12 protein-coding genes are annotated in these 14,236 nt (G+C 54.6%); 5 read left to right on the top strand and 7 right to left on the bottom strand.

Translation table 11 applies throughout. From position 1 onward, the window contains the following. Window positions 1-31 precede the first annotated feature (31 nt). Complete coding sequence (locus tag WC392_06750) at window positions 32-2,677, top strand: cation-transporting P-type ATPase (protein MFA5242059.1); 2,646 nt, start codon at window positions 32-34, stop codon at window positions 2,675-2,677. Here the strand turns inward: WC392_06750 and rsgA are convergent. The 5 genes from rsgA to WC392_06725 form a co-directional block, all read right to left on the bottom strand. Beyond that, the gene (rsgA, locus tag WC392_06745; GenBank protein MFA5242058.1) at window positions 2,661-3,524 is read right to left on the bottom strand and encodes a ribosome small subunit-dependent GTPase A; all 864 of its coding nucleotides are present in this window, start codon (window positions 3,522-3,524) and stop codon (window positions 2,661-2,663) included. The genes WC392_06750 and rsgA overlap by 17 nt on opposite strands. Window positions 3,525-3,594: 70 nt before the next feature. Beyond that, a complete protein-coding gene (locus tag WC392_06740) occupies window positions 3,595-4,149 on the bottom strand; it encodes a hypothetical protein (protein MFA5242057.1) in 555 nt (184 codons plus the stop codon). Window positions 4,150-4,241: 92 nt separating this feature from the next. After that, complete coding sequence (locus WC392_06735; GenBank protein ID MFA5242056.1) at window positions 4,242-4,601, bottom strand: hypothetical protein; 360 nt, start codon at window positions 4,599-4,601, stop codon at window positions 4,242-4,244. 88 nt (window positions 4,602-4,689) lie between these two features. Further along, complete coding sequence (locus tag WC392_06730; protein ID MFA5242055.1) at window positions 4,690-5,001, bottom strand: cytochrome c; 312 nt, start codon at window positions 4,999-5,001, stop codon at window positions 4,690-4,692. A gap of 68 nt (window positions 5,002-5,069) precedes the next feature. Beyond that, the gene (locus WC392_06725; protein ID MFA5242054.1) at window positions 5,070-6,320 is read right to left on the bottom strand and encodes a M48 family metallopeptidase; all 1,251 of its coding nucleotides are present in this window, start codon (window positions 6,318-6,320) and stop codon (window positions 5,070-5,072) included. A gap of 99 nt (window positions 6,321-6,419) precedes the next feature. Here WC392_06725 and orn point away from each other — a divergent pair, with 99 nt between their 5' ends. Further along, on the top strand, window positions 6,420-6,968 hold the full coding sequence (orn, locus tag WC392_06720) for an oligoribonuclease (GenBank protein ID MFA5242053.1): 549 nt from the start codon (window positions 6,420-6,422) through the stop codon (window positions 6,966-6,968). Window positions 6,969-7,028: 60 nt separating this feature from the next. Beyond that, the gene (gene glgP / locus WC392_06715; GenBank protein MFA5242052.1) at window positions 7,029-9,590 is read left to right on the top strand and encodes an alpha-glucan family phosphorylase; all 2,562 of its coding nucleotides are present in this window, start codon (window positions 7,029-7,031) and stop codon (window positions 9,588-9,590) included. Between the two features lie 7 nt (window positions 9,591-9,597). Here the strand turns inward: glgP and glgA are convergent, their stop codons facing one another. Both glgA and WC392_06705 read right to left on the bottom strand, forming a co-directional pair. Further along, window positions 9,598-11,070 carry a glycogen synthase GlgA gene (gene glgA / locus WC392_06710; GenBank protein MFA5242051.1) on the bottom strand — a complete coding sequence of 491 codons (1,473 nt, stop codon included), beginning with the start codon at window positions 11,068-11,070 and terminating at the stop codon, window positions 9,598-9,600. Window positions 11,071-11,114: 44 nt separating this feature from the next. After that, window positions 11,115-11,495, bottom strand: a complete 381-nt coding sequence (locus WC392_06705) for a DsrE family protein (GenBank protein ID MFA5242050.1) — start codon at window positions 11,493-11,495, stop codon at window positions 11,115-11,117. Between the two features lie 317 nt (window positions 11,496-11,812). Here WC392_06705 and gnd point away from each other — a divergent pair, with 317 nt between their 5' ends. Both gnd and zwf read left to right on the top strand, forming a co-directional pair. Then, entirely contained in the window at window positions 11,813-12,733 is a 921-nt protein-coding gene (gene gnd / locus WC392_06700; protein MFA5242049.1) for a decarboxylating 6-phosphogluconate dehydrogenase, read from the top strand. Further along, on the top strand, window positions 12,730-14,214 hold the full coding sequence (gene zwf, locus WC392_06695; GenBank protein ID MFA5242048.1) for a glucose-6-phosphate dehydrogenase: 1,485 nt from the start codon (window positions 12,730-12,732) through the stop codon (window positions 14,212-14,214). The genes gnd and zwf overlap by 4 nt, the downstream gene beginning before the upstream one ends. The last annotated feature ends 22 nt before the right edge of the window (window positions 14,215-14,236 follow it).

Below are 14,236 nucleotides of genomic sequence, written 5' to 3'. Positions count from 1 at the left end.
CCCCCCGCTTGTTGCCGGCTGATCGGCGGCAATGAAGATTCATCGCCTGGCTCCGGAAGTAGCACTTGCCAGTCTGCACAGCGGGCCGGATGGCCTGAGCAGCGCAGAGGCTGCGCGGCGTCTGCTTGAATACGGCCTGAACCGGGTCGAAGCATTACCGGCCGAGCCGCTCTGGCTCAAATTCCTCAAAGGGTTTATCCATTTTTTCGCGCTGATATTGTGGTTCGCCGCAGTCCTGGCCTTTGTCGCAGAATGGCGTGCACCAGGCGAGGGTATGGCAACGTTGGGCTATGCCATTCTGGGTGTGATCCTGCTCAATGGCGTTTTCTCTTTCTGGCAGGAATACCGTGCCGGACGGGCTCTGGCAGCTTTGCTTGAATTGTTGCCCCGTCTGGTCAAGGTGCTTCGTGCGGGCGCAGTGTCGCAAATTGAGGTCTCGCAACTGGTGCCGGGTGATGTAGTCCTGTTGCAGGAAGGGGATGGCGTGCCAGCGGATTGCCGTCTGATTGAAGCATTTGGCGTGCGCGTCAACATGGCAACGGTGACGGGTGAATCCCGTCCCAAGGCGCGGGAAGCCAAGGCCAGCAGCGAAGAGGAGTTGCTGCACGGCGGCAATATCCTGCTGGCGGGCACGGCCGTGGTGGCGGGCGAATGCAAGGCGGTGATTTTCGCCACCGGCATGAACACCGAGTTTGGCAAAATTGCGCATCTTACCCAAGTCCCGGGTGAGCGCCTTTCTCCCCTGCAGCGCGAAATTGTCCATCTTTCGCGACTGGTTGCCGCGCTGGCCCTGGGGCTGGGCGTGTTGTTCTTTTTCATCGGCCAGGCGATGGGGCTGTCATTCTGGGCCAATTTCATTTTTGCTATCGGCATTATCGTTGCCAATGTGCCGGAGGGCTTGCTGCCTACGGTCACTCTGTCGCTGGCCATGGCAACGCAGCGCATGGCGAAGCGCAATGTGCTGATCCGGCATCTGCCGTCTGTCGAAACACTGGGTTCTGCCTCAGTGATCTGCACCGATAAAACCGGAACCTTGACGCTCAATCGAATGGAAGCGAAGCATCTGTTTATGCATGGCGCATTCGTCACGCCTCGGGAATTGTCTGGTCCTGCCGCAGAGGAATTGCTCGCGGTTGCGCGCTACTGCCATACCCTCAAGCAAATGGAAAATCACGCTTGGCTGGGCGATCCGATGGAATTGGCGCTGGTACACATGGCAGAGCAATCCGGGTGTAAGTGGCCAGATCAACCCCGTCTGGACGAAGTGCCGTTCGATGCCGACCGCAAGCGCATGTCCACCCTGCACAGGACGCAGCATGGAGCAATGCTTTACACAAAGGGTGCGCTCCTGACGGTGCTTCCCTTGTGCACGCATTTCAGCACATCTCGGGGCGTCTTGTCTTTGACGCCGGAAACAAGCGACCGTTTGCAGGAGGCCGAACTGGAACTGGCGCAGCAAGGCCTGCGTGTCCTGGCGCTGGCGACTCGTGCGGTACGTGAAAACGAGCCGCGGGAGCAGTTGGAACAAGGCCTGACCCTGCTCGGGCTGGTCGGCCTGGAGGATCCGCCGCGTCCCGAAGTGGCGCCAGCGATCCAGACGTGTCGCGAAGCCGGGATCAAGGTCATTATCGTCACCGGCGATCATCCCCATACTGCGCGGGCGATTGCCCGTGAAATCGGATTGTGTCAGTCGCCCACGGTATTGACCGGCGATGACCTGCAACGCATTTCTGCCACACAATTGCAACTGAAACTGGATCTGCCTGAAATTATTTTTGCACGCCTCAAGGCGGACCAGAAAATGCGCATCGTCCATGCCTTGCAGAAAAAAGGCCATGTCGTTGCGGTGACCGGAGATGGTGTAAACGATGCGCCGGCGCTGAAACAGGCGGATATCGGTATTGCCATGGGGCTGAGTGGCAGCGATGTGGCGCGAGAAGCAGCGGACATGATTTTGCTGGATGACAATTTTGCCAGCATCGTCGCCGCGATCGAGGAGGGGCGGGCGGTATTCGGGAATATCCGCAAGTTTATGACCTATATCCTGACCTCCAATATTCCTGAAATCGTGCCTTATCTTGCTTTTGTTCTGTTCAAGATACCCCTGCCGCTGACGGTGATCCAGATCCTGGCCGTGGATCTGGGTACCGATATGCTGCCCGCCCTCGGATTGGGGGCTGAAAAACCTCATCCCGAGGTGATGCGCAAACCACCCAGGGCACGTAATGAACGCTTGCTGAATGCAGCCTTGGTACTGCGTGCCTACCTGTTTCTTGGGGGGATGGAAGCCTTGGCCGCGCTAGCAGCGTTCTTCTTCGTTCTGCATGGTGCTGGCTGGCGCTATGGGGATACCTTGCTGCCGTATGACCCGCGCTATCTTCAAGCTACGACTGCTACGTTGAGTGCGATTATCGTGATGCAGATTGTGAATGTATACATTTGCCGTAGCAGTCGTGATTCAGTCTTTGCCCGGAATCTGTTTGGCAACCCTCTGATCGTGGGGGGCGTGTTGGCGGAAATGGCGCTTATTCTGCTGATTGACTATACCCCATGGGGCAATGCGCTGTTTGGCACCTTGCCGATCGGGCTGGAGGTGTGGATTTATATTATTCCCTTTGCTTTAGCCATGCTGGTGCTGGAAGAAGTCAGGAAATGGTGGGTCAGGCGTTGCCGATAAGCTTCTGGTAAGTTGCTAGCCTGCGCTGTTGTATCGTGCCCGTTTTTGCGGCTGCAAGCACCGCGCAACCAGGCTCGGATCGATGACGGCAGTTGTTGAATTTGCACTGGCCGAGATAAGGGCGGAATTCGATAAAGGCATGGTCTAACTCTTCCGGCTTGAGATGGTGAAGACCGAATTCCTGCAAGCCGGGGGAGTCGATGATGTGGCTTTCCGGGTTTAGATGGTAGAGCCGCGCATGCGTGGTTGTATGCTTGCCCGAATCGAGCGTAGTGGAAATCTCTCTCGTCTCGGCTTTTACTTCAGGGAGCAGGGCATTGATGATGCTCGATTTCCCCATTCCTGACTGGCCCACCAGTACGCTGGTTTCACCTTGCAGATAGGGCAGGAGAGGTGATGTGTCCTGATGCGCGGAGAGCGGCAACAGTGCGTAGCCGAGGTCACGGTAAAGAGCAAGCTTTACCATTGCCTGCGCCGTTTCGGATTTCAGATCGGCTTTGTTGAGTACGATCAGCGCCTTGATCCCGGCACTTTCCGCTGCGATCAGGCAGCGGTTTATCAATTCTTCATAAAAGCTGGGTACTGCCGCGAGCACAATGATGATTTGTGTGACGTTTGCCGCGATGACTTTCTCCCGGAAGGCATCCGAGCGGTATAGCAGCGAGCGACGCGGCAAAATGGCTTCGATGACGCCCTGATCTGGTCCCGTGTACTGGATCCTCACCTTGTCGCCACAGGCCGCGCCGCCTTTTTTGCCTCGTGTAACGCAGGCGACTAGCTCCCCGCCAGCGAGTTCAACTGTGAACCGGCGTCCGTAGCTTGCAGTAATTTGACCTTCATGGAACATTTGCACGGCTGCAAGGATAAACAAAAAATGCCCGCAAGCGGGCATTTTTTGACAATACGGATAAATCTACTTAGAAATTCAGGCCAATCTTGGCGGAAACCAGCCAGTTGTCCATGCCTTTTATGCCCGGTGCGATTTCCTTGTTAAGGGAGTCTTGGTAGCGGGCGCCAGCACCGGCGAAGAAGTGGCCGTTACGGTAATTGACGCTGCCGGAGAGTTGAACGCTGGACATGTCGGCTTCCTGTTCGCCAACGTAACCATGTATGTAGCCAATGCCAGGGCCACCACCAACGGTCCATCCCGGCGCGACCGAGACGTAGTAATGCGGGTTCATCTCAAAACTGGTCAGCGAAGCGTTGCCATGCTCATATTTGCCAATGTTGAATTGCTGGCGAATCATGCCAGTTGGCGGCTGGAACCATGGACAGTTCAGCGATAGTTCCGCCCCCTGGTATTCACTGGCGCCAATGTCTTTGACATCCATGGAGCCAACCACTGCCGAGAGTGTGATTTCAGGCTTCCAGCCATCATTCTTGACGGGGAGGAAGGTCCAGCCATCGGCCAGGGCAGAGCCGGATATGGCCAGGGTGGAGAGGACGGCGATTGCGCTTAACTTGATTTTCATATGAGAGGTCTCCTGAGCTATTGAGCAGAACTATTTTGGAACGCGGCAACTTTAAAACATCTGGGGGGTAATATCAATTGGCAAGCGCCTGTTTAATTGGGTTTCTTGTCCAGTGCTTCCATCGTGATGGAGACTTCGCTGAAATAACGAATCGCGAGGGGGTCGCCTGAGAGGGAGTCGATCTTGCTCCAGTCAGCGGCCTGCACCTGTTTTTGGAAAGGTTTATATCCCTTGGCCTGACATGTCAGGGTTCCAGGCGCATTTTTCGGCATGCCGTCCACTTTGCCTGGGGCATGGAATTCACGCGGGCCGGCCTTGTCCTCAAAACTACAGTCCGCGGGGATGTTGGAGCTGACCGTGATATGGCTGTTGGCTGGCCGGCTATTGCAGGCCACCATGCAGCAGCCTCCCAGAGATGTGACGATCAGGCCCAGTGCCAGTAGTCGTTTCATTGAAGCCCCTCCGAACAAAATGGTAATTTCACGAGGGGCGATTGTGAGCCTGCTGGTTCAGTTTGACAAGAAAATTATGATCCTGTGATCACTTCAGACGATAGTAGGTGGCGTTGAGGTAAGCTGCAACATGGGCTTCTTCTTCTGGAAACCAACCAGCGCCAACGTTGTTATTGCATGCCTTGACGCGAGCGGTCAGTTGTTCCTTGCTGGTGGCTTTGCGGTCGGCGCGGGTGTATATCTTGCTGCCATCGCCGCCGAATTTTGAGACATGGCAGGTAATGCAGGATTTGTCGTGCAGCGTCTTGCCGATCTTGGCGTCGCCTTTGTCCATGGACTCGGCAATGGCTGGAGTGGTTGCCAGCAGCGCGAGACTGAGAGCGGTGAGAAAAAATTTCATGAGGTTCTCCCTTTCAATGTGAGATGGACGATTGAATACTTTAACAAATAACTCGGATATTGTGCAAATCAACTTTTCCCTGCGAGCGATCTCAAGTAGGCGATCCTTTGTGTGGCAGCCGGATGTGAATCATAGAAAACCGAGTGCAGCGGATCGGGTGTTAGCGTTGCTGCATTGTCATTGTAAAGCTTGACCAGTGCCTGGATCAGTGCTTCGCCGCTGGAATTTTCGGCTGCGTAGCGGTCGGCCTCGAATTCATGCTTGCGTGAGTAAAGACTGGCAATTGGGTTAAACAGGAAAGTAAAGAACGGGCTAACCAGCATGAATAATAGCAGGGCCGTATCGGTGCTCCGAGTCGTGACACCCAGGCCCTGGTAAAACCACCCCTGCGGCATGAGCCAGCCCAGCAGCCACAGCCCTGCCAGGCTGAGAATGAACATGGAGAGAATGCGTTTGATGACATGGCGGCGTTTGAAGTGCCCCAGTTCATGGGCCAGCACCGCCTCGATTTCATCGTGATTGAGGCGCGCTAACAGTGTGTCGAAGAACACGATACGTTTTGAAGCGCCCAGACCGCTGAAATAGGCGTTGCCATGGCTGCTGCGCTTGGAGCCATCCATGACAAACAGCCCCTGAGATTTGAAACCGCATTTCTGCAGCAAGGCTTCAATGCGCGTAGCAAGCCTTTGGTCTTCCAGTGGCGAGAATTTGTTGAACAGAGGTGCAATCACGGTAGGATAGAGGGTCAGGATCAGCAGATTGAAGCCCATCCACGCAAGCCAGACATAGAGCCACCAGTGTTCGCCCATTTGCGCCATCAGCCACAGCACACCGAGGAGCAAAGGAATGCCAAGCGCGCTGAGGAGCAGGGTTTGTTTGAACAAATCGGCCAGAAACAGGCCGGGTGTCATTTTGTTGAAACCAAACCGTGCATCAATGACGAATGTTCGATACAGACTGAGTGGTATTTCCAGCAGGCTGGAGATGACAAGGACGCTCACAATGAGTGCCACGCCACGCCACAATCCATCGCCCAGGACGTTTTGCCAATAGTCCGTGAGCGCCTGAATGCCACCACCCAGGGTGAATGCCAGCAGAAGTGCTACGTCCAGCAGGCTGTGAAGCATGCCGAGCCGAGTCTTGCTGCTGGAGTAATCCGCCGCCTTGTGGTGCGATTCAAGGGAGATGCTGTCAGCGAAATCCTGCGGTACAGCCTGGCGGTTAAGCTGGATGTGGCGCAGATGGCGTTGAGCCAGCCATAGCCGGGTCGCAGTGGTAAGCAGCAAGGCAAAGGCAAAAATCAGGGTAAAAACCGGCATTGTGAGAGGTTCCAGCGCACCAGCTTGGGGGGCGCTCAAGGGTGACGATTGATTGGGGGCATGCCACAATATGCGGCTTGATTTAAATGGAACAATATTATGGCACAAGAAAACAACCAGAATCTGATCTGGCTGGATATGGAGATGAGCGGACTCAGCCCGGAAACAGACTTCGTCCTGGAGGTCGCGCTGGTGATTACGGATGCGCAGCTCAATACCGTTGCGGAGGCGCCGGTGCTGGTGGTGCACCAGGCTGATGCGGTGCTGGACAGGATGGATAACTGGAACAAGGGAACCCATGGTAAATCAGGTCTGATTGACAAGGTCAAGGCATCCCGCTTGGGTGATGCAGAGGTGGAAGCGCGCATGATCAATTTTTTGCAGCAGCATGTTGGCGCGGGCAAGTCCCCCATGTGCGGCAATTCCATTTGCCAGGATCGACGCTTTCTTGCCAGGCACATGCCTAAGCTGGAAGCCTATTTTCATTATCGTAATCTGGATGTGAGTACGATCAAGGAGCTGGCACGACGCTGGCGCCCCGAGCTTTATGATGGTTTCAAGAAAGAAAACCGGCACGAAGCCCTGGCGGATATTTATGAGTCGATCAATGAACTGAAATATTACCGTGAGCATTTCATGAGGCTGTAATGGGTGGCATGGGGTTTGCTGCTTTAGAGCGGGCTGAGTCGCGTCAATTAAAGGATTTCCATGAAACAGGGCACTACGTTCACACTTGAAGTCAATCCCAGGATTCCACGCAAGCTGATCCGGTTGGAGGAGCTTGCCAATAATTTATGGTATAGCTGGGACAAGCCGACCCGCACGCTGTTTGCTCGTCTGCATCCCGGTTTGTGGGATGCCGTGGGGCACAATCCCAAGGTCTTTCTGCGCCGGGTGGATGAGCAGCGTTTGCTGGATGCGGTGGAAGACCAGGTTTTTCTGGCGACCTATAACCGTGTTCTGTCGGCCTATGACTCTTACCATCATGAACTGGTGAGCCGCAATGGAGAGGACCAACTCGCTGACCGTGATCTGGTCGCTTATTTCTGCGCCGAGTTTGGGTTCCATGAGAGCTTTCCCATCTATTCCGGTGGTCTCGGGATTCTGGCGGGCGATCACTGCAAGGCGGCCAGCGATATGCGCGTGCCGTTTGTGGCGGTGGGCTTGTTGTATCGTCAGGGCTATTTTTCCCAGACCATAGAGTGCGACAGCGGCAACCAGGTCGCCAGTTATGCGGATTCCAATTTTAACGAGCTGCCCGTCACGCCCGCGCTACGGGATGATGGCGGTGAGATCCACCTGACGGTCGAGTTGCCAGGCCGGCAAGTGGCCGTCAAAGTGTGGCAGGCGGTTGTGGGTCACGTCCGGCTTTATCTGCTGGATACCGATCTGGAGGAGAATACTTGCGATGATCGCAATATTGCCCACCAGCTCTATGGGGGCGATCGCACCCTGCGGCTTAAGCAGGAAATCATTCTCGGTGTAGGCGGGGTGCGAGCATTGCAGGCTCTGGGCATCAAGCCAACGGTTTGGCATATCAACGAAGGCCACGCAGCTTTCCTGATTCTGGAACGGGTGCGCCATTTAATGGCCGAGCATCAACTGGATTTTTCCAGTGCATTGGAGGCAGTCGCGGTCAATACGGTATTTACGACACATACACCGGTCCCCGCCGGGCATGATCATTTCTCGGATGGCATGATTACCGAGTATTTTCAGCACTTCTGTCAAGACATCAAGATTGGCGTGGGTGATGTGATGCAACTGGGTCTGACCCCGGAGAGCCCCGAATTCAACATGACCGCTTTGGCGATTCGCGGCTCTCGCCACCAGAACGGGGTGAGCAGGATTCACGGCAGCGTGTCCTCGCGCATTTGTTCCGCGATGTGGCCTGAGGTGCTGCCTGAAGAAAACCCGATGGCTTATGTCACCAACGGAGTGCATGTGCCGACTTTTCTGGCACAGGAATGGGCTGATCTGTTTGATAACGTGTTCGGATATGAATGGCGGCATCGCATGTCGGAGCCGGATTTCTGGAGCCGGATAGACGAGATTCCTGATCAGCTCTTCTGGAGCGTGCGTCAATCGCTCAAATCCCAGATGCTTCAGCTGGTGCATTTCCGCAAGAGCGCGCAGCATTTCCGCGACAATGGTAGCGAATCCCACCTGGACAGGATGCTGAAGTTTGTGGACAGATATGACCCCAACGTCCTGACCATCGGTTTTGCCCGCCGCTTTGCCACATACAAGCGTGCCACTTTGCTGTTCGAAAATATCGACTGGCTCAAGGAAATTCTTTCCAACGATGAACGGCCGGTGCTGTTTCTTTTCGCCGGCAAAGCTCACCCCGCAGATCTGCCAGGCCAGGATTTGATCCGCCAGGTGCAGGGCATCGCCAATTTGCCGGAGTTCGAAGGCAAGATCATGCTGGTGGAGGGCTATGATCTTGGTTTGGCAAGGCGTCTGGTTTCGGGGGTGGATGTGTGGCTCAACAATCCGGTTTACCCGCTCGAGGCAAGCGGCACCTCAGGTATGAAGGCCGGCATGAATGGAGCGATTAATCTTTCCGTGCTCGATGGCTGGTGGGGCGAGGGTTACGATGGCACCAACGGCTGGGCGATCAAGCCGGCGCCTACCTGGATGGAATCCTATCGGCGTGACAAGGAAGAAGCGCAGACCCTGTATGAAATTCTCCAGGACAGGGTTATTCCAGCCTATTACGAGCGCGGCAAGATGGGGTATTCACCGGATTGGGTGAAAATGTCCAAGCGTTCCATGGCAACCATCCTGCCACGCTTCAATTCCGGACGCATGGTGGATGAATACGTCACCAAGTTTTATGTTCCTGCCAGCCGGCAGGGTCAACGTTATGAGCAGGATAATTTTTCCGGGGCAAAGCTTCTTTCCGAGTGGAAAAAGAAAATCCGCTCTGCCTGGCAAGGATTGATGCTGCACCGAATGGATGTGCCGTTGAATCGCATCAGCTTTGGCGAGACTGTACGCCTGGAAGTGGCGCTGAATATGAATGCCCTTGCACCTGAAGATGTCGTGGTTGAATTATTGATTCGCCGGTCAGCCAAGCGGGACAGGCTGGATTACCTGCATTTCAATTTCAGCCATTACGGCATGAGCGCAGATGGGAAGGAACATCTGTTCGCTCTCGACCTGTCCCCCGATTTATGCGGGCGGCTGGATTACAAGGTCAGGGTCTACCCCTACCACGAGTTGCTGACCCATCCCCTGGAGATGGGTTTGATGCAATGGCTCTGAGGCGTGCTCAAGCGCTTTTCAGAATCATTTCGTAAAGCGCGAGGTACTCCTCGGCACTCCTGCTCCAACTGAAGTCGCGGTGCATGCCGTTGGCCTGGATCTTGCGCCAGGAGGGCTGGTCGTGATAGGCATCCAGCGCCCGGTGGATGCATTCGTTCAGACCATGTGTGGTTGCATGTCTGAACACGAAGCCAGTTGCTGTGCCGTTGGCTATGTTTTCGGATGTGGCATCCACTACCGTGTCCGCCAGCCCGCCCGTGGAGTGCACGACCGGTGGCGTGCCGTAACACTGGCTGTACATCTGGTTCAGCCCGCAAGGCTCGAATCGCGAGGGCATGAGAAAAATATCCGCACCCGCTTCAATCTGATGTGAAAGCGCTTCATTGAAGCCAATGATCGTGGCCACCTGATCCGGATGGTTTTGCGCCAACTGCAGGAACGCTGTTTCCAGCGCTACCTCGCCGCTGCCCAGAATGACCATCTGCACCGGGTGTTCAAGCAGGAAGGGTGCGATGGTGGGCAACAGATCCAGCCCTTTCTGATGCGTCAGGCGGCTGATCACGCCCAGTAAGGGAATGTCCGGGTTTTCCGACAGTCCGAGTTTTTGTTGCAACGCGCGCTTGCAGGCGGCTTTTCCGGCCAGATTGCCGGCGCTGTAGTTGTGATCCAGCAGTTTGTCTGTGGCCGGATCCCATTCCTTCACGTCAATGCCGTTGATGATGCCGGTGAGGTCCAGATAGCGATGGGCCAGCAGCCCCTGCATGCCGAAGCCCAGAGGTTCCTGCTGGATTTCCTCGGCATAGGTGGGGCTTACAGTCGTAATGTGCTTGGCGTAAAACAATCCGGCTTTTAGGAATGAGAGTTGCCCATAATATTCTGCGCCGTTGATAGCAAAGCTTGAGGCAGGCAAACCCAGGGGTTCGGTCAGCAAAGCGGGGAAGGTGCCCTGAAACGCCATGTTGTGAATGGTCATGACGGTAGCGGCACTGGGGGCTGGGCTGAAATTCAGGTAGGCGGGGGTCAGGCCACTTTGCCAGTCGTTGCACTGCACAATATCCGGATGCCAGGCCAAAGGGCTGCCCGAACTACCCAGCAGGGCTCCCACCTTGGAGAGCAGGGCGAAGCGGTGTGCATTGTCGGCCCAGTCATGGCCTTTGGGGTCAGTGTAAGGGCCGCCATCGCGTTCATAAAATAGCGGGTAGTCAATGATCAGCAACGGTACGCCGCTTCCCGGTAATTCGGCTTCCAGCAGTTTGACTTCGCCATGCACACCGCAATCTGTAAGGGTGGTGAGTAAACGCTTGTTTTTGAGGCTGTCCATGACCTTGGGGTAGCCCGGCAGTAACACTCGTACGTCAACCTTGTACTCACGCAATGCGGCGGGAAGTGCTGCGCTGACATCGGCAAGGCCGCCGGTTTTGAGCAGAGGGGTGATTTCAGGTGTAATGAATAGAACTTTGAGTGATTGATTAAGCGGCATAACGAATTCCTGATATTTCGGCAAGATTCAAAGCAAGAAAGTGGTCAAGGTCTGATGTAGGCATAGCCTTTTTTTTGCTTTTCCATCAGATAAACCACCCCGGTTCGTGTGAAATCAAGGTCAGGCAACATGTCTGCAGGGGTGAGGCGCTCGCCATGCATGGTGTTTTCACAGGCTACAACATTGACGCCATGTCTAATGACTTCATCCACCCTGGGCGCAACTTCGGATTCGAGTTTGAGCATGTCAATCGCAGGACCATAGACAACGATCTCTATGGCGACATTGTGTTTGCCCAGTTCGGTGATGACATTCATGGCGTTAACTAGAGTCAGATTCCACTTTTGCGCGTCGCTGTCAGTTACCTGAAAAACAACTTTATAAGGCGCTTTGGCTACTTTGGGCGAGGGCGTCTGATCGGACATAGCTGAAGAGATGCTGGTAGTAAGAAGGAAGATAAAACAAATAGTTAAATATTGCCTGAAAGATATTGTACGCATAAAAACTTCTGTAGATGCCCGGATTTCCTTCAATGATGCGTGATAACCCGCGCAATCTCAAGGTGAGACAGTAGATCGCAAGTCGCATGCATGTGTGAAGATGGGAAAACCCGGATCAATTTGCCTTGGAGCGCTGATTACGGCAGCTCGATATCCATGACGATATCAAAGGCGTGCTACGCTTTGTAATTCATAATGTTTATTGCCTTAAAATACATCAGCGTACTCACCCTGGAGGAAGAATGAAAAAAATTGCTATGGTCGGTCTTGGACGTATGGGTGGAAACATGGCGCGCCGTTTGCGGCTGGGTGGCGCGGAAGTCGTGGCCCACAATCGGAGTTTCGCGGTGACGCAGCAGTTGGCGGCTGAAACGGGTCTTCTTGCTGTCGAAACGCTACAGCAACTAGTTGAATCTCTAGGCGATGGGCCGCGCATCATCTGGCTCATGCTTCCGGCTGGTGAGGCAACGCAGCAGGCGCTGGATACGCTGGTTCCCATGCTGGGTGCGGGCGATATCGTGGTGGATGGCGCCAATGCCTTCTACAAGGATAGTCAGCGCCGTGCCGGGGAGCTCGGGGCGTGGGGCATCCAGTTTGTGGATGTGGGTGTGTCTGGAGGCGTGTGGGGCTTGCAGAATGGTTATGCCATGATGGCCGGAGGTGAACCGGCGGCAGTAAAGCAGCTCGAATTCTATCTGAAGATACTTGCACCGGCTCCGGATAAAGGCTGGCTGCACTGCGGCCCTGCCGGTTCCGGACATTTTGTGAAAATGATCCACAACGGCATCGAATACGGAATGATGCAGGCCTTTGCAGAAGGATTTGCCTTGATGAAGGGTAAACAGGAATTTGATCTAGATCTGGGCGCAATTTCAGAAATGTGGCGCCACGGCAGTGTGGTGCGCTCCTGGCTGCTTGATTTGAGTGCGGATTTCCTGCGACAGGACCAGGATCTGAGTGCAATCGCACCATTTGTCTCGGATTCTGGCGAAGGCCGCTGGACTGCGTTCGAAGCTATTGAACAGGGTGTGCCTGCGCCGGTGATGAGTCTGGCGTTGATGATGCGCTTCGCCTCGCAGGGTTCCAATGATTTTCCTGCCAGGATGCTGGCCATGATGCGTAAAGGTTTTGGCGGTCATGCCATCAAAGAGGGGGCAAAATGAACCATGATCACAAGCTTCACCCGTGCAGCTTTGTCATTTTTGGCGCTACTGGCAATCTTTCATCGAACAAGCTGTTGCCCGCTCTGTATCACCTGGAGCAGAAGAAACGCATGCCCGAGAATATGAGCTTCATCGCTTTTTCCCGCCGCGAGTGGGGGCAGGATGAATGGTTCGAGCACATGGATTTGAGTTTGCGGAACAAGCTCGGCGAGAATTTTGATGATGAGGTATTCAAACATTTCGCCGCGCGCTTCAGCTATGTGCAGGGCGAGCTTCACGATGTGGAAGCTTATCGCCGTCTAAAGGAGGAAATCAGTTGTCAGAAAGGCGGGGTGTGCTCCCATGTGGTGTTTTATCTCGCCATCAAGCCCACCGAGTTTGGCGCGGTAATCAATCATCTTGATACGGTTGGACTTAATAAGCCACGCGGCTTGCACCGAATGGTGGTGGAAAAACCCTTCGGCGAAGATATTGAGAGCGCACGCATGCTCAACGAACTGTTGCACCGGCATTTCGATGAGGAGCAGATTTTTCGTATCGACCATTACCTGGGCAAGGAAACCGTGCAGAACCTGCTGGTATTCCGTTTTGCCAACACGCTGATCGAGCCTTTGTGGAACCGGAATTTTATCGATCATGTGCAGATCACGGTGGCTGAAGATGTTGGGATCGAGAAGCGCGCCGATTATTACGATAAGGCAGGGGCGTTGCGCGACATGCTGCAAAACCACCTGATGCAGCTCCTCACTGTGGTGGCGATGGAGCCACCGCCTGAACTGGAGGCTGATGCGCTGCGAGACGAAAAGGTCAAGGTATTGAGATCAATAAGGCCAATTGCGAAGCGCGCGATACATGCGCACGCATTTCGAGCCCAGTATGCCTCTGGTTTCATCAACGGGGAGCCTGTGCGTGGATACCAGCAAGAAGAAGGGGTGGAGCACAATTCCGCCACAGAAACTTTCGTCGCCGCGAAGTTTTATATTGACAACTGGCGTTGGCGTGGCGTGCCGTTCTATCTGCGCACAGGCAAGCGCATGCCAAAATCGATGTCAATGATTGCTATCCGCTTTCGCCATCCACCGCAACAATTATTCCGTGAAACTGCGGTAGAAACCATCGAGCCCAACTGGGTGCTGCTTTCGATTCAGCCTTCTGAAAGTATGCACATGGAGATCCATGTCAAGCAGCCCGGGCTGGGAATGGATACGCGCGTCATTCAGATGAATGCCTCCTACCGCAAGGCGCATGAGGCGCCGCTGGATGCCTACGAGGCGTTACTGCTCGACGTGATCGAAGGTGACCGTACTTTGTTTATTCGCTTTGATGAAGTTGAGTGGTCGTGGAGAGTGGTAGATCCCATTTTGAAATACTGGGAACAAGAGCGTGAATTCATTCATACCTATGCGGCTGGTAGTTGGGGGCTGCACGAGGCCAATCGTCTTTTTGACAGTGAAGACCAGGAATGGCGCAATGAGCTTTGATTGCCAAGAGTTTGGGTACTGT

Source organism: Sulfuricella sp., assembly GCA_041651995.1.
In the GTDB taxonomy this organism is placed as follows: Bacteria; Pseudomonadota; Gammaproteobacteria; order Burkholderiales; family Sulfuricellaceae; genus Sulfurimicrobium.
Note: the sequence above shows the minus strand (reverse complement) of the source record. Positions and strands in the feature narration are given on the sequence as shown.

Excerpts from the sequence above, each read along its gene's own strand:
- WC392_06750 (MFA5242059.1), top strand. The coding sequence starts at position 32 with ATGAAGATTCATCGCCTGGCTCCGGAAGTAGCACTTGCCAGTCTGCAC.
- rsgA (MFA5242058.1), bottom strand. The coding sequence starts at position 3,524 with ATGTTCCATGAAGGTCAAATTACTGCAAGCTACGGACGCCGGTTCACA.
- WC392_06740 (MFA5242057.1), bottom strand. The coding sequence starts at position 4,149 with ATGAAAATCAAGTTAAGCGCAATCGCCGTCCTCTCCACCCTGGCCATA.
- WC392_06735 (MFA5242056.1), bottom strand. The coding sequence starts at position 4,601 with ATGAAACGACTACTGGCACTGGGCCTGATCGTCACATCTCTGGGAGGC.
- WC392_06730 (MFA5242055.1), bottom strand. The coding sequence starts at position 5,001 with ATGAAATTTTTTCTCACCGCTCTCAGTCTCGCGCTGCTGGCAACCACT.
- WC392_06725 (MFA5242054.1), bottom strand. The coding sequence starts at position 6,320 with ATGCCGGTTTTTACCCTGATTTTTGCCTTTGCCTTGCTGCTTACCACT.
- orn (MFA5242053.1), top strand. The coding sequence starts at position 6,420 with ATGGCACAAGAAAACAACCAGAATCTGATCTGGCTGGATATGGAGATG.
- glgP (MFA5242052.1), top strand. The coding sequence starts at position 7,029 with ATGAAACAGGGCACTACGTTCACACTTGAAGTCAATCCCAGGATTCCA.
- glgA (MFA5242051.1), bottom strand. The coding sequence starts at position 11,070 with ATGCCGCTTAATCAATCACTCAAAGTTCTATTCATTACACCTGAAATC.
- WC392_06705 (MFA5242050.1), bottom strand. The coding sequence starts at position 11,495 with ATGTCCGATCAGACGCCCTCGCCCAAAGTAGCCAAAGCGCCTTATAAA.
- gnd (MFA5242049.1), top strand. The coding sequence starts at position 11,813 with ATGAAAAAAATTGCTATGGTCGGTCTTGGACGTATGGGTGGAAACATG.
- zwf (MFA5242048.1), top strand. The coding sequence starts at position 12,730 with ATGAACCATGATCACAAGCTTCACCCGTGCAGCTTTGTCATTTTTGGC.